The organism is Sulfitobacter sp. CW3 (assembly GCF_019392245.1).
Classification (GTDB): domain Bacteria; phylum Pseudomonadota; class Alphaproteobacteria; order Rhodobacterales; family Rhodobacteraceae; genus Sulfitobacter.
Genome location: NZ_JAHXRL010000001.1, coordinates 415,935 through 433,284, shown reverse-complemented (window position 1 = coordinate 433,284; position 17,350 = coordinate 415,935). Strand labels below are relative to the sequence as shown.

The following is a 17,350-nucleotide window of genomic DNA, read 5'->3' as shown; positions in this document are numbered from 1 at the left end:
ATTGATGTGTTCATTTTCATAACACGTGCCTAGCGCGGGGGCCCCTATGGGTCAAGCTTGATTGACAAAGGCTGCCACCTCTGCGCCCCTGCGCCCCAAACAGGTTAATCGGAGATAACGAATGCAGCTTTCCTCACGCATCACAGGTCTTTTGGGTGGCGGATCAGATGGTTGGGGCGTGTTCATGCGCGCCCGCCAGATGATCGCTGATGGCACCCCTGTCACCGAATTAACCATCGGAGAGCATGACATCCGCACCGCCGCACCCATATTGCAGGAAATGCACCGGGCGGCCCTTGCCGGGCACACGGGCTATGCGTCTGTTCCGGGCACCACAACCTTGCGCGATACGGTTGCCCAGCGCGTGCAAGACCGCACAGGCGTGCCCACGACCCGCGATAACGTGGTGATCACCCCCGGCGGCCAAGCCGCCCTGTTCGCCGCCCATGCTGCCGTCACCAACCCCGGTGACACGGCGCTGTTTATCGATCCCTATTATGCCACCTACCCCGGCACGATCCGCGGCGTCAGCGCTGTGCCCAAAGCGGTGCCCGCCCATGCCGATGACGCCTTTCAGCCCCGCGCCGATGTGATTGCAGCCGCTGCACCGGGGGCAAAATCGCTGCTGGTCAATTCGCCCAACAACCCCACCGGCGTGGTTTACACTCGCTCAACGCTGGATGGCATCGCGCGCACCTGTCAGGATCACGACCTGTGGCTGATCTCTGACGAAGTTTACGACACGCAAGTCTGGAAAGGCGCACATATTTCGCCACGTGCCCTGCCTGATATGGCGGATCGCACCCTTGTTGTCGGGTCAATGTCGAAAAGCCACGCAATGACAGGGTCGCGCTGCGGCTGGATCGTGGGGCCAGTGGATGCAATCGATCATCTGACCAACCTTGCCACCCATACGACCTATGGCGTGCCCGGCTTTATCCAAGACGCTGCACAATTTGCCTTGAACCAAGGGCCCGAGTTCGAAACTGAAATCGCAGCCCCCTTCCAGCGCCGCCGCGTATTGGCGCAAAACATCATTGCCCAGCAAAACGCCGTGACCTTGGTGCCTGCCGATGGCGCGATGTACCTGATGCTGGACATCCGCAGCACCGGAATGTCGGGCGAAGACTTTGCCTATGCGCTTCTTGAGGCGCACCATATCGCGGTGATGCCAGGCGAAAGCTTTGGCACCGCTGCAGCTGGCCATATCAGGGTCGCCATGACGATCGAGGATAGCGCCTTTGCACAGGCCCTCAAAACCTTGTGTACCTTCGCTGAAAGCCGCGCGCAGTAACACCAGAAGATCACAACTAAAAAAGGGCCTAGGTATAATCCCCGGCCCCTTTTCTCTGGCTTTTAAATATCCCCGCCGGAGGCGTCTTTTTCCAGACGCCCCCGAACGGCACACCGCCAGTATTATTTATACGTGTCGCTTAGAAGCGGTAGGAACCGCGCAGGGTAAAGGTTGTCGCATCCAGATCGTTACCAGCTGTGCCGCCGATGTCCTTGAACTTGTGCTCCAGCAATTCTGCACCCACTGTGTATTGCTCCGACACTTTATAGCTCATGCCGATACCGTAGAACCCACCGTCTTCGTCACCACCGGATGTGTCAGCCAAAGCATAGCCACCGGTCGCATAGATCAATGTGTTGCCAAGGTCGTAACCGCCCTTGATTTTCGCACGTGCAACGGAATCAATCGTTGCGGCACCACCGTTCAGATCGATATCTGTTTTGTCGTAATCAAGCTCACCACCCAGGACGAACTTACCAAAGTCATAGTCATACCCGGCGTGGAAACCGTAGGATCCATTGTCACCGTCCAGTGCGCCCGGACCGTCTGCGTCACCGTAACCCAGCTGCAAACCGGTATAGAAACCTGTCCAGTTGCCGCCCATATCAGGCACCACAACAGGCGCAGTCATCACGGGCTCAACGATCGGCTCTTCCAGGCTACCGGCAAGGACGGAACCGCCCATCGCAAAAGTGGCGGCAGTGGCAAGCATTGTATATTTCATTGAACGTTTCATGATCATAACTCCTTGATCTCTCGTAATTACTCAGCAGGTCATCCCGCCTCGGTTACACAACGTTGGATGTAGGATTTAGGTTCACCTGATCCCAGTAACGGCTTGGTGATCGGAGTTTTGTTGCTGATTTGCGCCACTCCATCGGCGGTGAATTGCCGCCCTCACCCAACAAACATTGGGTCGCAAACAGGAAAGGCGTCGCAAACAAGACAGATGGTCAAAATTTATCTGCGCAGCATTGGAACCATTCGGAGGGGAGCTGCATGAAAACAGAGCATTGCATCATCATCTGTATCATCCGCACAATCGGGGCTGAACGGGGCCGCGCCGCACGGGGCGCGCCAGCAGGGGTCTAGAGACGCTCCCCCCCTTATTCTTCAATTGCTGGAACCCCAAATGACCGTACAAACACCTCTCCGCTCTGGTGGTCGCGCTGCACGACGTGCTGCCCGTGCCGCCCCCCTTGCCGATCATCTGCGCCCTGTCCGCCCGGGCATGTCCGGCGGCACCTTTAATCCGCTGTCCCCCGCCGCGATGGACCGCATCCACCGCGCCGCCTTGGATGCATTGGAACAGATCGGCCTTGCTGATGCGCCGCCTTCTGGCATTGCCTATATGACGGCGGCTGGTGCGATCTTGGGCGATGATGGCAGGCTCCGCTTTCCGCGTGCATTGATCGAAGATACGATTGCCCGTGCAAACCGGTCCGTCACCTTGCATGGGCGCGACCCCAAACACGATCTGGAACTGTCCGGCACTCGGGTCCATTACGGCACTGCCGGCGCGGCCGTGCATCTGGTTGACGTAGACGGGCGCACCTACCGTGAATGCGGCGTGCAAGACTTGCATGATGCTGCGCGCATCGCTGACCAGTTGGACAACCTGCATTTCGTACAGCGCCCTATGGTGTGCCGCGATATCCCCGACAACCTCGAGATGGATTTGAACTCGATCTATGCCTGCTGTGCGGGCACGACCAAACATGTGGGCGTTTCCTTTACCGAACCGTCCTTTGTACCGCACGGTCTGGAACTGCTGCACATGATTGCGGGCGGTGAAGACAAGTGGCGCGAACGGCCGTTTGTGTCTAACTCAAACTGCTTTGTCGTCCCCCCGATGAAATTCGCCACCGAAAGCTGTCTGGTGATGGAGGCGTTGATCGAAGGCGGTATGCCGATCCTGCTGCTGTCGGCCGGTCAGGCCGGTGCCACCGCCCCTGCCCCCATTGCCGGTGCGATCGTACAGGCGGTTGCAGAATGCCTGGCGGGTCTTGTCTATGTCAACGCGATCAAGCCGGGGCATCCCGCGATCTTTGGCACATGGCCCTTTGTCAGCGATCTGCGCACCGGTGCCATGTCGGGCGGGTCCGGCGAACAGGCGCTGCTGACCGCCGGATGCGCACAGATGCACCGCTATTACGACCTGCCCGGCGGGGCTGCGGCAGGCATTGCCGATGCCAAGCTGCCTGACATGCAAGCGGGTTGGGAACAGGCGATGTCGAATGTGATGGCAGGCATGTCCGGTCTGAATATGGTCTACGAGGCCGCAGGCATGCATGCGTCCCTGCTGGGGTTCTGCCTGGAATCGCTGATTTTGGGGGATGATCTGATCGGTCAGGCCCTGCGTTGCGTGCGCGGTATCGAAGTGACCGAAGACAGCGTCAGCCTTGAGGTCATTCGCGCCACCTGCATTGGCGGGCCGGGGCATTATCTGGGCTCTGACCAGACCCTTAGCCTGATGCAGACCGAATATATCTACCCAGCGCTGGCCGACCGGACCTCGCCCAAGGAATGGGCGGAACTGGGCAAGCCCGACCTGCTGGCGCGCGCCACCGCCCGCAAAGAGGAAATCCTGGCACAACGTGCCGCCGCGCGGTTTGACCCTCAGACAGACCAGCTGATCCGCGAGAGGTTCAACATCCACCTCCCCGCCTAAGATACAACTCTCTCCGTGACTTCATAAGATGCTCTGCTAAGTCTGGATAAGCGGGGGCTGCATCGCGGCCCCCAAGCCCGGACCATAGGCGGAGACATCAATGATCGACTACCTCATTACCCATATCGAAGTGGTCGGCATCACCCTGTTGACGCTGATGGTTGCCTTTATCCTGCTGCAACAACGGCGCAGCCCGCAATCCACCGCAGCGTGGATCCTTTTTCTTGTCTTGCTCCCCTATGTGGCTGCGCCGGTCTTTGCCGCATTGGGGTTTCGCAAACAGGGCAAACGCTATGCGCCGATCCGGTTCACCCGCCGTGAGCACCACCAGACCCCGGTGCATGACCTTGATCACACCTTTCAGAACTTCGAAATGCCCCCGGCCCTAGAGGCACAGCACTTCAAACTGCTGGACACCCCGCAGGCGGCATTCGAGGCGGTTATGCAAATGATCGACAGCGCCGAACACAGCATTGAGTGCCTGTTCTACATCGTCGCCGATGACGACACCGGGAAACGCTTTGTCGACGCTTTGACGACCAAGGCCCAGGCTGGCGTCAAAGTGCGCCTGTTGATGGACCGGTTCGGCACCATGCGCGGCCCGCACAAAGCCCTTGATGCGCTTAAACGGGCTGGCGGCGACGTGCTGTTTTTCTCTCCGTTTCTGCAATTGCCTGGCTCTGGCCACCTGAACCTGCGCAACCACCGCAAAATCATCATCGCCGACAATGCGCGCGTGTTTTCGGGCGGTATGAATATCGGATGCCACTACATGACCGACGCGCCTGCTGATGATCACTGGGATGATCTGGCGGTCACGATCGAAGGCATGAGCGTTCAGGCCTTTTGCGACGTCTACCGCTCGGATTGGGAGGTCGCGAGCGGTCAGGACATCAAGGCCGTCACCCACGCGCCGGACACCGCAGGCAATGCAACGCTGCAATTTATCCCCTCTGGCCCCGATATCGTCGAAGACCCGCTGCACGACGGGCTGATCCGTGCGCTGCATCTGGCCCATACCCGTATCTGGATTGCGACCCCCTATTTCGTGCCCACCGAACCGCTGGCCAATGCGATCCGTATCGCCGCGCTGCGCGGTGTTGATGTGCGGATCATCGTGCCGCATAAATCCAACCAGCATGTCGCGGATTTTGCCCGTGGCGGATTTCTGCGCGACGCCGAGGCGGCAGGCGCAAAGATATACTATTTCACGCCCCGCATGATCCACGCCAAAGCGGCGGTAATTGATGATGTGGCCGTCGTCGGTTCGGCCAATTTTGACGTGCGCAGTATGCTTTTGAACTTTGAGGCTATGATATTTTTGTATGACGCCGGGTCTGTCACCCAACTTGCTGACTGGTTTCTGACCCGTCAAAAAGACTGCCACAACAACAGCCCCCACCCCCACCTTCCGCGCCGTCTGGCCGAAGGGGTCTTTCGCATCGGAGCGCCTATCCTGTGATCCTACCAACGCTACGTATCGCCAGCTATAACATGCGAAAAGCCAAAGGCACGGACCGCCAGCGCGATCCCGAACGGATCATGCGCATTATCCGTGATCTGGACGCAGAGATTGTCGTGCTGCAAGAGGCCGACATGCGCCTAGGAAAGCGCCCCTCGGCCCTGCCGCTGGATATACTGACAGCTGAAACAGGTCTGGTCGCCGTGCCCGTCCCCAGCCCCGTCAGCATCGGCTGGCATGGCAATGCGATTTTGCTAACGCCGCGTGCCGACATACAAGATGTGCACCACATCAATCTGCCCGGTGCCGAACCGCGTGGTGCCATGGTGGTTGATGCCGATATCGGCGGGGTCGAACTGCGCGTGATTGCCACCCATCTGGGATTGATGCGGTGGGCACGCCGCGCGCAACTGACCGCGTTGATCACCCATCTGGATCTGCGCGACCGACGCCCGACGTTGATCGCGGGCGATATGAACGAATGGTCGCAAACCGTCGGCCTTGGCCGTTTAGCGCATCACTTTACCATCCACGCCCCGGGCAAAAGCTTTCATGCGCGCATGCCCGTTGCCGCGCTAGACCGCATCGCAATCGATGATGATCTGACCGTCGTCGGCGGCGGCGTGGTTGAGACACAGGATGCACAGCGCGGGTCGGACCACCTGCCGATCTGGCTGGATTTCACACGTTCAAAGTAGGGCGATCACGCTTGCGCAATCACCCCAGCGTCTTGTGCCGCCGCACCACCGAGTTCGGGCGCCCTGGAATGCTTAGCGATGCATCCGACCGTGGCCCCCGTGCGATCACCTTGCCCTTGGCGATCACGCACAGACGGTTGGCACGCAGGCGCAAGGCCTCGATCGGGTCGCCGGCATCCAGCACCACCAGCGATGCCTTGGCCCCCACATGCAATCCGTAATCCTGCAAGCCCATCGTACGTGCATTGGCCGTGGTCACCATGTCGAAACATTTGCGCATCTCGTCCGGGCTGGTCATTTGCGCCACGTGCAAGCCCATGAATGCCACATCCAGCATGTCGCCCGTCCCCAGTGAATACCACGGGTCCAGCACGCAATCCTGCCCCCAACCGACATTGATCCCCATGGCCAGCATTTCCTTGACCCGCGTCAGGCCACGGCGTTTGGGATAAGTATCATGCCGCCCCTGCAGCACGATGTTGATCAGCGGGTTCGGTATCGCGTTGATCTGCGCCTCTGCAATCAAGGGCAGCAGCTTGGACACATAGTAGTTATCCATCGAATGCATCGAGGTCAGATGCGACCCGGTCACGCGCCCCTCAAGACCCAGACGAGTGGTCTCATAGGCAAGTGTTTCAATATGGCGCGACATCGGATCATCGGTCTCGTCGCAATGCATGTCGACCATCAGGCCGCGTGCCTCGGCGATCTCGCATAGTTCGCGCACCGATGCGGCCCCGTCGGCCCTGGTGCGTTCAAAATGCGGGATGCCGCCCACCACATCCACGCCCATCTCGAGCGCGCGGATCGTATTTTCGCGGGCCGTTGGATCGCGATAAAACCCATCTTGCGGAAAGGCGACCAGCTGCAGGTCGATGTAATCCTTGACCTGCTCGCGCACCTGCAACAGCGCCCCGACCCCCAGCAACCTGTCATCGCAGGTATCCACGTGGCTACGGATCGCCAGCAGCCCCATGGACGCGGCCCAATCGCAATAGCTCAGCGCACGGGCGACGACCTCGTCTTGGGTCATCACCTGCTTTAGCTCACCCCACAGCCCGATACCCTCAAGCAGGGTGCCCGAGGCGTTGATGCGCGGGATGCCATAGCTTAGGGTCGCATCCATGTGGAAATGCGGATCGACAAACGGCGGGCTGACCAGATCACCGCTGGCGTCGATGACCTCGCCCGCTTTTGCATCGCCAAGCTGATCCATCGCGGTGATTGTGCCGCCCGCAATGCCAATATCGGTCACACGTCCATCGGGCAGCGTGCCACCCTTTACGATCAGATCAAACATCAGCGTTCTCCTTTGTTGAACGGTACCATCAGGGCGGCGGGCACCTGCGCACGGCGTGACACCAGCACCAAGGCGACGATGGACAAGATATAAGGCGCCATCAGGAAGATTTGATAGGGGATATCCGCGCCAAAGCTGGTTTGCTGCACCCGGATTTGCAATGCGTCAAAGGCGGCGAACAACACCGCGCCCAGCAATGCCTTGCCCGGCATCCACGATCCGAACACCACCAAAGCGATACAAATCCAGCCGCGCCCGTTCACCATCTCGAAGAAAAAGCTGTCGAATGCGGACATTGTCAAAAACGCACCGCCCATGGCCATGAACCCGCTGCCCACGATCACAGCACCCATGCGGATTGCCGTCACCGACAACCCCTGTGCAGCAACCGCCGCCGGGCTTTCCCCCGCTGCGCGCACGGCCAACCCAAGCGGCGTGCGATACAACATGACGCTGGTCGCCGCGACCAAAGCAAAGGCCAGATAGGTAAAGGGCGTTTGCGAAAACAACGCCTGCCCCAGCAGCGGGATGTCCGACAGGATCGGAATTTCATAGGGCTGGAACGCCGCGATCTTGGGCGGGCTGGTCACCTGCGGCAGCGCCAAGCGGTAGGCGTAATAGGTCGATGACGTGGCCAGCAACGTCACCCCCAGCCCCACCACATGCTGCGACAACCCGAACGGCACGGTCAGCACGCTGTGCAACAGGCCAAAGCCCATGCCGACCACCATCGCCACGGCCACGCCAACCCATAGGCCCGTGCCAGAATACACCGCCATCCACCCCGCAAAGGCCCCAGCGACCATGATCCCTTCGATGCCAAGGTTCAGCACGCCCGCACGTTCGCAGATCAATTCGCCCATGGTGGCAAGGATCAGCGGCGTCGCGATGCGGATGGCGGCGGCCCAAAAACTGGCCGAGATCAGGATATCCAGAATTTCCATCAGTCGCGCACCACCCGAAACCGTGTCAGCATGATCGCAAGCACCATCAGCAACAGCGCCGTGGCCAGCATCATATCCGCCAGATAGGTGGGCACACCGGCCGCGCGGCTCATGCTGTCAGCGCCGACGAAAATACCAGCGACAAACAGCGCCGACACGATGACACCCAGCGGGTTCAGCAGCGCCAGCATCGCCACGATGATGCCCGTGTACCCGAACCCCGGCGACAGATCGAGCGTCAGGCTCCCCTTGAGGCCCGCCACCTCGGAAAACCCTGCCAGGGCGGCCAATCCACCCGACAGCAGCGCCGTTTTCACCAACACCGTGTTGACCGGAATGCCCGCGAAAGCAGCCGCGTCACGGTTCAGACCCACGGCGCGCATCTCGTACCCCAAGGTGCTGCGCGTCTGGATCACCCACACCGCACAGGCGCAAAGTATCGCCAGCGCGAACCCCCAATGCAGCCGCAAGCCCTCGAAAATTCGTGGCAGACGCGCCTCGCTGATCAGGCGTGCGGATTTGGGCCAGCCCATGCCCATCGGGTCTTTCAGCGGCCCTTCCAGCAGCATCGAAATGAACAACAGAAAGATAAAGTTGAACAACAACGTCGTCACAACCTCGTCCACGCCGAAACGGGTTTTAAGCATCGCCGGCACCAGCAGCACAATCGCACCGGCCAGCACCGCACCGATCGCCAGCGCAGGGATCAAGGCAAAGCTGGACCATGGCAACGCGCCGGTGCCCAAAACCACCGTCATCAAAGCGCCCGCATAAAGCTGCGCCTCGGCCCCGATGTTCCAGAACTTGGCCTTGAACGCGACCGCGATGGCCAAGCCGGTAAAGATCAGCGGCGTGGCGCGGTTCAAGGTTTCGAGCAACGCGAATTGCGATCCGAACGCACCTTTCAATATCAACCCGAGCACGGAAAACGGGTTTGCCCCGGCGACCATCGCCAACAACGACGCAATCACCACCGTTGCGATGATCGCTATTGCCGGCGGCGCAATGCTGCGTGCCAAAGACGGGTTCGCGATGGGCTCAAGACGCATGGGCCACCTGCGCGTCAAACCCTTGGCCTGCCATCCAAATGCCCAGCTCTGCCGGTGTCATCGTCCCGCGCGCAAAGCCAGGCGACAGACGCCCCCCCGCGATAACATGAATAACATCCGATAAACCCATGATTTCATCCAAGTCTTCCGAGATCAGCAACACCGCTGCACCTCGGTCTCGTGCGGCCAACAACTGACTGTGCACATAGTTCACCGCGCCGATATCAAGGCCGCGGACGGGTTGATTGGCCAGCACGATCTGCGGGTCGGCCTCAAGCACACGGCCAAGGATCAGCTTTTGCATATTCCCGCCAGACAGCAACCTGATACGGGTGTCGGGACTGGGGCATCGCACATCGTATTTCTGAATAATATCAGTGGCAAACGCCTTGGCTTTAATCCAAGATATCCATCCGCCTTTGCTGAACAGCGCGGTTGAATACCCCTCAAGAATAGCGTTCTCGATCAGGTCAAAGTCAGCGATGGTGCCGGTCTTGTGACGGTCTTCGGGAATGCGCGCGATGCCATTTTGAACAGCAGCGCGCGGCGACCATTGCGTCAGCGTCTTGCCATTCAGCACCAACGCCCCTTGGGATGGCATCCGCATCCCGCCAACCACATCGGCCAATGCCGCTTGGCCGTTGCCTGATACCCCAGCCAATCCGACAATCTGTCCTGCCTTAAGCTCAAGCGAAACCGACTTTAGCCCGGGGTTGTTGGCGATATCTGGCGTACTAATATCTTTAAGAGAAAGCAATGCCTTACCCGGCGTTGTTGCGGTAATATCAGGGGCCTTAGCAGCCGCGCCCATCATCAAAGCCGACAGCGCGTTTTTATCCGTATCAGCGGTCCGGGTCTCGGCGACCAATTTGCCATGGCGCAGCACCGCGACACGGTCAGAGATCGCCATAACCTCATGTAATTTATGGGAAATAAAGATGATAGAAAGCCCGTTTTGAATGCCCAACCGGAGGGTCGCAAACAAATCATCTGCCTCTTGCGGGGTTAAAACCGCAGTAGGTTCATCCAAGATCAGGATTTTCACATCCCGGTACAGCGCCTTGAGGATTTCAACCCTTTGGCGTTCGCCAACTGTCAGGCTGCCAACCCGTGCCGATGGGTCAACTATTAGGTTAAACTCATCAGACAGTCTTTTGATTTTATTGCATGTTTCTTGCTTTCTCAGGCGCATGTCTTTCAACGGCTGCACGCCAAGTGCGATGTTTTCAAGCACCGTCAGATTGTCCGCCAAGGTAAAATGCTGATGCACCATGCCCACGCCGGCGTCCAATGCGGCGCGTGAATTGCCCGGTGGCAGGGTTTGACCAAACACCTGAACAGACCCGCTGTCGGCCGTGTAGCCGCCAAATAGGATGTTCATCAGCGTCGTTTTACCCGCGCCATTTTCACCCAGCAGCGCCACGACCTCCCCCCGATGCAAAGACAAACTGATCGCGTCATTCGCGACCAGTTTGCCAAAGCGTTTGGTGATGGCGTCAAGGCGCAGAACGATCTCTGCCTTGCCGGTCATGGGTTTACGACGATGTCGGTTCGGAATCGTTGATCTCGACCACGAAGTCGCCTGACATGATGTCAGCCTCGCGCTTTTTGACCAGATCAAGCGCCGCTTGGGGTACTTTACCGTCAAATGTGCCCAGCGGGGCCAGCACGGTGCCGCCTTCTTTCATGAACGAATACATACCGTAATCCGCCGCCATGAACGTGCCTGCCTGCACTTCGGCAATTGCCTTGTCCAAGGTCGGCTCAAAGTTCCAGATCGCCGAGGCCACCACCGTTTCGGGGTATTCGGCCTGCGTATCGATCACGTTGCCAATCGCCAGAACGCCCTTTTCCTTGGCCGCGTCAGACACACCGAAACGTTCTGCGTACAGCATGTCCGCCCCGTTTTCGATCATCGCAAATGCAGTTTCCTTGGCCTTGGGCGGATCGAACCACGACCCGATAAAGCTGACCTGGAATTTGATGTCAGGGTTCATTTCCTTTGCACCCGCCATAAAGGCATGCATCAGGCGGTTCACTTCGGGGATGGGAAAGCCCCCAACCATGCCGATATTGCCGCTTTCAGACATGGAACCCGCAATGATACCAGATAGATAGGATGCGTCCTGAATGTAGTTATCGAAGACGGAAAAGTTCGTCAAACCCGCGTCTTCCTTAAAGCTTGATCCCATCAGGAACGCGATCTCGGGGTAGTCGGCAGCGACCTCGCGGGCCTCTTGCTCTGCACCGAAAACCTCGCCGATGATCAGGGTGTTCCCTGCCTCGGCATATTCACGCATGACGCGGGCATAGTCGGTATTGCTGACATTTTCCGAATAAACATATTCGATATCGCCACGGGTTTGGGCCGCCATCGCCGCCTTGTGAATGCGGCTGACCCATTGCTGTTCAACTGGCACCGTATAGATGCCAGCGACCTTGATCGGCCCGGCTGCAAAGGCAGGCGCGCCAAGTGTTCCAGCCAGTACAGCCGCCGCAGCGGTTGTCGCCATAAAGCCGCGCCGACCGATCCGAGAATTCAGTTTTGCCATCGTAATAGACCCCCATTGGTGTTTGATTGCCCAAAGCCTGCTTTGGAAGCGATGGATCGGTCAAGCTATATTCTACCAAATGGTCAAAACTACTGACGGCATAACACGCTAGGGTTTAGGCGGAATGGCCCGCCCGCCTAAAAAACAAGCAGCAGGTCATTCCAAGCAGAACGCGTTGAGCATCCCGACACATACAAAGCCGTCCGATGGCTAGCCGTCGATGTAGCGTTGCATCGCAGCAGTAGCGCCCTGCGCCCAAATCGCCCTGAGCCAACGATCAAAAGCCGCTGCAAAGACCGAATTTTGACCCAGATCGCCATATAGCCGCGCCTGATCAAGCCAAGCTTGCGGGTTGGTTTTGGCCGCCTGTGCTGCGACCTGAAGGTCATTCCAATAAGGATCGTTGGGGATAATCTCGGTCCCGTCTTCACGCGTCCCCTCGCACATCCGCGCCCAAAGCGCCTCGACCAGGGCCAGCCCGTCGATGTCAGCCCCCGCCGTCAGCGCGTCGCGGATGATGGGCAATACAAACCCCGGATGGCGCGATGTGCCGTCAAAGGCCACGCGGCGCACGGTGTCGCGGATTTCAGGGTTGCTGAACCGTGTGTCGATCAAATCGATATAGGCTGTCGCGCTCATCCCCGGCACGGCATCCACATGGGGCGCGCTTTCGGTCAGGCTAACCTTGCGCAGGAAGGCGCGAATGGTCGGGTGCGCCATACATCCCGATATGGTTTCGATATTCAATATTTCACCGGGGTTTGCGATGATCTGATGGCCGGCGTTCAACAAGCGCAGCTTCATCGCCTCGAAGGCGTGCACATCGTCGGTAAAGGTCGCACCTGCAAGATCCCAATCAGGGCGACCGGCGCAAAAGCTGTCTTCGATCACCCATTGGCGAAAATTTTCGTGGGTCACAGGGGCCAGATCAACCACGCCAAATTCACGGGCAAGGGCCAGTTCGGCAGGCCCCGTCGCGGGCACGATGCAATCGACCATCGCGTTCGGGAACGTACAATGCGCGTCAATCCAGGCCGCCAGATCAGGGTCAGACAGTTTCGCCAAACCCACCACAGCGCGGCGCAGGATCGCGCCGTTGCCTTGGAGGTTGTCACACGATTGGCAGGTGAAAGGGCCATGGCCCGCATCGCGCCGCAGTTTCAACGCGGCAATCATCGCGCCAAAGGCGGTTTTGGGCGTCGCAGGATGGGCCGCGTCATGTATGATATCTGGATGGGCGGTGTCGAACCCGCCTGCCCCGTTTTGATAATGCCCGCCTTCGGTCACGGTCAGTGACACAATGCGGATCGCGGGGTCGGCCATCTGCGCAATCAACGCGGCGTTATCCGCCTCGACCGGGACGAAACCGATCATCGATCCGGTGATCTCGGCCGATTTCCCCTTGGGGTCCAGTTCGATCAAGGTCGACAGGTAATCCTGCGTCTTCAGGCGTTCACGCTGTGCTGTATCGGCGGCGCGCACACCTGCCCCGATGATCGCCCAATCATGGGCTTGGCCCATGTCCATCAGACGGTGCAAATACCACGCCTGATGGCCGCGGTGAAAATTACCAAGGCCAATATGAACGATCCCCGGGGACAGGTCTGCGCGCGCATAGGACGGGACGCGGATGTCGGAAGGCAGGTCTTTGAGAGTATCAAGAGTTAACGGCTGGGCCATCAAAGTCTCCGGTTCGAGGGGATGGGGATAGGATGGGTCGACCGACACGATTAGCTCATCCACTGGCCACCATCGACGTTATATGTCTGTGACACGATGTAATTGGCGTCAGGCGACGCAAGGAAGACCGCCATGCCTGTCAAATCCGCAGGAACAGCAAAGCGGCCCGCAGGCACCCCTGCTGCGACTTCGGCCTTTTTCTGACCGGGTTTCTTGTTTTCCAGCTTGGCAAACATCGCATCGACATGATCCCAATGCGCGCCGTCCACCACACCGGGGGCGATGGCATTGACGTTGATGCCGTGGCGGATCAAATCCAGCCCCGCCGATTGGGTCATCGAGATCACGGCCGCCTTGGTCGAGCAATAGACCAGCACCAGCGGCTCTCCTCGGCGGCCCGCTTGGGATGCCATGTTAATGATCTTGCCGCCGTGGCCCTGTTTGATCATCTGCGCGGCAGCGGCCTGCATGGTAAACAGCGTGCCGGCCACATTCACCGCATACAGCTTGTCAAAACTGTCGCGTGTGATGCCGACTGTCTCAGCCGCATCAAAAAGTGCTGCGTTATTCACCAGAATATCCAGCTTGCCCGCCTGCGACACCACAGACGCCACCGCCGCATCAATGCTGGCCTGATCGGTCACGTCGATCTGCACGGCATAGGCAGCATCGCCCAGTTCAGCGGCCGCTGCCTGCGCTGCCACCAGATCAATATCGGCGATCGCAACCTGCGCGCCCTCAGCGACGAATGCCGCTGCAAAGCCACGGCCAATGCCGCGCCCGGCCCCGGTGATCAGGGCCGATTTCCCAGACAGACGTTTCATCCGATGCGCAAACCTTGGGCGTCAAACCGGTGCATCTGATCGGCAATCGGCGTCAGATAGATGGTGTCGCCGTGGCGCGCTTCGATATCGCCGGTGATGCGGACCGTCATCATGTCCATCAGCCCGGTGTCATGCACGTGGATAAAGGTGTCAGAGCCAAGATGCTCGGCCACGCCAACGCGGCCTTTCCATGCGCCTTCGGTTTTGGAAACTGTCAGGTGTTCGGGGCGGATACCGATGGTGGTCGCGTCATGTTTTGCGGCCTCGGGCCCTTCGATCAGGTTCATCTTGGGCGACCCGATAAATCCCGCAACGAATTTGTTGCGCGGGCTGTGATAAAGCTCGAGCGGCGATCCGACCTGTTCGATCACACCGGCTTGCAGCACGACGATCTTATCGGCCATTGTCATGGCTTCGACCTGATCATGCGTCACATAGATCATTGTTGTTTCGAGCTTTTTGTGAAGCTCCATAATCTCGAGGCGCATACCGACGCGCAGGGCAGCATCAAGGTTCGACAACGGTTCATCGAACAAAAACGCCGCCGGTTCGCGCACGATTGCACGGCCAATGGCCACGCGCTGACGCTGCCCGCCCGACAACTGGCCCGGCTTACGGTCAAGGTAATCAGTCAGGTTCAAGGCCGCTGCTGCCGCGTCGATTTTGGCCTTTTGCGTTGCCTCGTCCACACCCGCCATACGCATCGGAAAGGCGATGTTTTTGCGCACCGACATATGCGGATAAAGCGCGTAAGACTGGAAAACCATCGCAAGGCCGCGCTTGGCGGGGGGCAAGGTGGTCGCGTCTTGGTCATCGATGCTGATATGGCCCGATGTGGTATCTTCGAGACCCGCAATCAGGCGCAGCAATGTGGATTTACCGCAGCCCGACGGGCCAACAAAAACCACGAATTCACCTTCGTTGATATCAAGATCAAGCGGTGGGATGACTTGCACATCGCCAAAGCTTTTGGTGACTTGGTTCAGGGATATCTTGCCCATTATGAAAGTTCTCCCGTTAGGTGGGGCCCGGCACAGACCCCAAGTTGGTCACAGACCGACGTAGATTTGAATTGATGGCGTGGTAACATCACTTGACCGCACCGAAAGTCAGGCCGCGCACAAGCTGCTTTTGGCTGAACCAGCCCATGATCAAAATCGGCGCAATCGCCATCATCGAAGCCGCCGATAGTTTGGCATAGAACAACCCTTCGGGGGCGGAAAAGCTGGCGATAAAGGCGGTCAAAGGCGCTGCATTTACCGTGGTCAGCAGGATCGTCCAGAAGGCTTCGTTCCACGCCAGAATGATGTTCAGCAATATGGTCGATGCGATGCCCGGCAACGCCATGGGCGTCAGCACATAGATGATCTCGGACCGCAGGCCCGCACCATCCATACGCGCGGCCTCTAGGATCTCGCCCGGGATTTCGCGGAAATAGGTGTAGAGCATCCACACAATGATCGGCAGGTTGATCAGCATCAGCACCACGATCAGCAAAATGCGGCTGTCCATGACGCCCAGCCATTTCGCCAGCAACACCAGCGGATACAGAACACCAACGGCGGGCAGCATCTTGGTCGACAACATCCACAGCAGGATATCCTTGGTCTTGCGACCGGGCACAAAGGCCATCGCCCAAGCGGCAGGGACAGCAATCAGGATGCCCAGCAAGGTCGACCCCACCGCGATGATGATCGAATTCATCAATGCCTTGGGATAGTTCGACCGTTCCTGAACGGCGGCATAGTTTTCAAACGTCCAGTCAAAGAACAACCACACCGGCGGGTCGGAAATTGCCGCGGCTTCGGTTTTGAACGATGTCAGGAACGTCCAGAGGATCGGAAAGAACATCATCAGGCCAAACGCCCATGCAAGCGCGGTCCACATGACCTTTTTCTGAGTGGTGATGGCGCGGGCCATTGGGCTCTCCTTTTCCTCAGTTATCGAGGTTCTTGCCAACGATCCGCATCAAGAAGATCGCGACGATGTTGGCCAGGATGACAGCGACGATACCACCAGCGGACCCAAGCCCGATGTTCTGGCTTTCCAGCACCCGCTGATAGACCAGATAGGTCAATGTGCGGGTCCCGAATGCGCCGTTGGTGGTGACAAAAATTTCCGCAAAGATCGACAAAAGAAAGATCGTTTGGATCAAGATCACAACGGTGATCGCGCGGCTGAGATGCGGCAGAATGATAAAGCGGAACCGCGCCAGCGCCGGGGCACCGTCCATCTCGGCCGCCTCAAGCTGTTCGCTGTCCAGCGATTGCACGGCGGTCAGCAAAATCAGCGTCGCGAAAGGCAACCACTGCCAGGCAACAATCACGATGATCGACAGCAGCGGTGCTTGGCTCAGGAAATCATACGGTTGCAGGCCAAAGAACTTATACCCGTAGGAAAACAGGCCGTTGTCGACGTTAAAGAACATGTTTTTCCACACCAGCGCCGACACCGTGGGCATCACAAAAAACGGTGCGATCACCAGAATACGCACAATCCCCTGCCCGAACATCGGCTTGTCCAACAGCAACGCCATCATGACCCCGCCGGTGATCGTGATCAGCAAGATGCTGCCCACCATCCAAAGGGTCGTCACCAGCGATTTGATAAATGAACTTGAGCTGAAAAAGCGCACGTAGTTATCGAACCCGATCCATGCCTCGAACACGCCGCGCATCGGGCGGTAGTCAGCAAACGAGAAATAGAGCGTCATGCACAGCGGGATCAGCATCCACACCAGCAAGACAAAAACAGCGGGCGCGATCATGAAACGGGCTGCGGATTTTGAATGTGCTGTCGCCATAACAAAGCTCCTTACGTTTGGATGAGATGAACAGATGGGGGGCGCTTGCGACAGGTCACGGGGACCTCACGAA

General features: G+C 58.6%; 15 protein-coding genes. 4 read left to right on the top strand and 11 right to left on the bottom strand.

The genetic code is table 11. The annotated features are described in order from the left end of the window. Window positions 1–121: 121 nt before the first annotated feature. Complete coding sequence (locus KZZ06_RS01860) at window positions 122–1,294, top strand: pyridoxal phosphate-dependent aminotransferase (RefSeq protein ID WP_219578319.1); 1,173 nt, start codon at window positions 122–124, stop codon at window positions 1,292–1,294. A gap of 139 nt (window positions 1,295–1,433) precedes the next feature. Here the strand turns inward: KZZ06_RS01860 and KZZ06_RS01855 are convergent, their stop codons facing one another. Next, on the bottom strand, window positions 1,434–2,030 hold the full coding sequence (locus KZZ06_RS01855; protein WP_219578318.1) for an outer membrane protein: 597 nt from the start codon (window positions 2,028–2,030) through the stop codon (window positions 1,434–1,436). Window positions 2,031–2,426: 396 nt separating this feature from the next. Here KZZ06_RS01855 and KZZ06_RS01850 point away from each other — a divergent pair, with 396 nt between their 5' ends. From KZZ06_RS01850 to KZZ06_RS01840, 3 genes are all read left to right on the top strand, one after another. Further along, a complete protein-coding gene (locus KZZ06_RS01850; protein ID WP_219578317.1) occupies window positions 2,427–3,965 on the top strand; it encodes a trimethylamine methyltransferase family protein in 1,539 nt (512 codons plus the stop codon). 100 nt (window positions 3,966–4,065) lie between these two features. Then, window positions 4,066–5,427, top strand: coding sequence for a phospholipase D-like domain-containing protein (locus tag KZZ06_RS01845; protein ID WP_219578316.1), 1,362 nt, complete (start codon window positions 4,066–4,068; stop codon window positions 5,425–5,427). Continuing rightward, window positions 5,424–6,125 carry an endonuclease/exonuclease/phosphatase family protein gene (locus KZZ06_RS01840; RefSeq protein ID WP_308339991.1) on the top strand — a complete coding sequence of 234 codons (702 nt, stop codon included), beginning with the start codon at window positions 5,424–5,426 and terminating at the stop codon, window positions 6,123–6,125. The genes KZZ06_RS01845 and KZZ06_RS01840 overlap by 4 nt, the downstream gene beginning before the upstream one ends. 19 nt (window positions 6,126–6,144) lie before the next feature. Here KZZ06_RS01840 and KZZ06_RS01835 read toward each other — a convergent pair whose 3' ends face one another. The 10 genes from KZZ06_RS01835 to KZZ06_RS01790 form a co-directional block, all read right to left on the bottom strand. Beyond that, entirely contained in the window at window positions 6,145–7,425 is a 1,281-nt protein-coding gene (locus tag KZZ06_RS01835; RefSeq protein ID WP_219578315.1) for an amidohydrolase family protein, read from the bottom strand. After that, window positions 7,425–8,369: an ABC transporter permease gene (locus tag KZZ06_RS01830; protein WP_219578314.1), complete on the bottom strand. Its 945-nt coding sequence runs from the start codon at window positions 8,367–8,369 to the stop codon at window positions 7,425–7,427. The genes KZZ06_RS01835 and KZZ06_RS01830 overlap by 1 nt, the downstream gene beginning before the upstream one ends. Then, window positions 8,369–9,418 (bottom strand): ABC transporter permease, encoded by a 1,050-nt coding sequence (locus tag KZZ06_RS01825; protein WP_219578313.1) that lies wholly within the window; start codon window positions 9,416–9,418, stop codon window positions 8,369–8,371. Before KZZ06_RS01825 ends, KZZ06_RS01830 begins: the two co-directional genes overlap by 1 nt. After that, entirely contained in the window at window positions 9,408–10,949 is a 1,542-nt protein-coding gene (locus tag KZZ06_RS01820; RefSeq protein ID WP_219578312.1) for an ABC transporter ATP-binding protein, read from the bottom strand. Before KZZ06_RS01820 ends, KZZ06_RS01825 begins: the two co-directional genes overlap by 11 nt. A gap of 4 nt (window positions 10,950–10,953) precedes the next feature. Beyond that, window positions 10,954–11,970: a BMP family protein gene (locus KZZ06_RS01815; RefSeq protein ID WP_219578311.1), complete on the bottom strand. Its 1,017-nt coding sequence runs from the start codon at window positions 11,968–11,970 to the stop codon at window positions 10,954–10,956. A gap of 210 nt (window positions 11,971–12,180) precedes the next feature. Beyond that, entirely contained in the window at window positions 12,181–13,650 is a 1,470-nt protein-coding gene (locus tag KZZ06_RS01810) for a mannitol dehydrogenase family protein (RefSeq protein ID WP_219578310.1), read from the bottom strand. A gap of 50 nt (window positions 13,651–13,700) precedes the next feature. After that, window positions 13,701–14,474, bottom strand: coding sequence for an L-iditol 2-dehydrogenase (locus tag KZZ06_RS01805; RefSeq protein ID WP_219578309.1), 774 nt, complete (start codon window positions 14,472–14,474; stop codon window positions 13,701–13,703). Beyond that, the gene (locus tag KZZ06_RS01800; RefSeq protein WP_219578308.1) at window positions 14,471–15,475 is read right to left on the bottom strand and encodes an ABC transporter ATP-binding protein; all 1,005 of its coding nucleotides are present in this window, start codon (window positions 15,473–15,475) and stop codon (window positions 14,471–14,473) included. Before KZZ06_RS01800 ends, KZZ06_RS01805 begins: the two co-directional genes overlap by 4 nt. A gap of 88 nt (window positions 15,476–15,563) precedes the next feature. Next, window positions 15,564–16,394: a carbohydrate ABC transporter permease gene (locus tag KZZ06_RS01795; RefSeq protein WP_219578307.1), complete on the bottom strand. Its 831-nt coding sequence runs from the start codon at window positions 16,392–16,394 to the stop codon at window positions 15,564–15,566. Window positions 16,395–16,410: 16 nt separating this feature from the next. Continuing rightward, entirely contained in the window at window positions 16,411–17,277 is an 867-nt protein-coding gene (locus KZZ06_RS01790) for a carbohydrate ABC transporter permease (RefSeq protein ID WP_219578306.1), read from the bottom strand. Window positions 17,278–17,350: the final 73 nt, after the last annotated feature.

Excerpts from the sequence above, each read along its gene's own strand:
- KZZ06_RS01850 (WP_219578317.1), top strand. The coding sequence starts at position 2,427 with ATGACCGTACAAACACCTCTCCGCTCTGGTGGTCGCGCTGCACGACGT.
- KZZ06_RS01790 (WP_219578306.1), bottom strand. The coding sequence starts at position 17,277 with ATGGCGACAGCACATTCAAAATCCGCAGCCCGTTTCATGATCGCGCCC.
- KZZ06_RS01815 (WP_219578311.1), bottom strand. The coding sequence starts at position 11,970 with ATGGCAAAACTGAATTCTCGGATCGGTCGGCGCGGCTTTATGGCGACA.
- KZZ06_RS01855 (WP_219578318.1), bottom strand. The coding sequence starts at position 2,030 with ATGAAACGTTCAATGAAATATACAATGCTTGCCACTGCCGCCACTTTT.
- KZZ06_RS01805 (WP_219578309.1), bottom strand. The coding sequence starts at position 14,474 with ATGAAACGTCTGTCTGGGAAATCGGCCCTGATCACCGGGGCCGGGCGC.
- KZZ06_RS01860 (WP_219578319.1), top strand. The coding sequence starts at position 122 with ATGCAGCTTTCCTCACGCATCACAGGTCTTTTGGGTGGCGGATCAGAT.
- KZZ06_RS01795 (WP_219578307.1), bottom strand. The coding sequence starts at position 16,394 with ATGGCCCGCGCCATCACCACTCAGAAAAAGGTCATGTGGACCGCGCTT.
- KZZ06_RS01845 (WP_219578316.1), top strand. The coding sequence starts at position 4,066 with ATGATCGACTACCTCATTACCCATATCGAAGTGGTCGGCATCACCCTG.
- KZZ06_RS01810 (WP_219578310.1), bottom strand. The coding sequence starts at position 13,650 with ATGGCCCAGCCGTTAACTCTTGATACTCTCAAAGACCTGCCTTCCGAC.
- KZZ06_RS01835 (WP_219578315.1), bottom strand. The coding sequence starts at position 7,425 with ATGTTTGATCTGATCGTAAAGGGTGGCACGCTGCCCGATGGACGTGTG.
- KZZ06_RS01825 (WP_219578313.1), bottom strand. The coding sequence starts at position 9,418 with ATGCGTCTTGAGCCCATCGCGAACCCGTCTTTGGCACGCAGCATTGCG.
- KZZ06_RS01830 (WP_219578314.1), bottom strand. The coding sequence starts at position 8,369 with ATGGAAATTCTGGATATCCTGATCTCGGCCAGTTTTTGGGCCGCCGCC.
- KZZ06_RS01800 (WP_219578308.1), bottom strand. The coding sequence starts at position 15,475 with ATGGGCAAGATATCCCTGAACCAAGTCACCAAAAGCTTTGGCGATGTG.
- KZZ06_RS01820 (WP_219578312.1), bottom strand. The coding sequence starts at position 10,949 with ATGACCGGCAAGGCAGAGATCGTTCTGCGCCTTGACGCCATCACCAAA.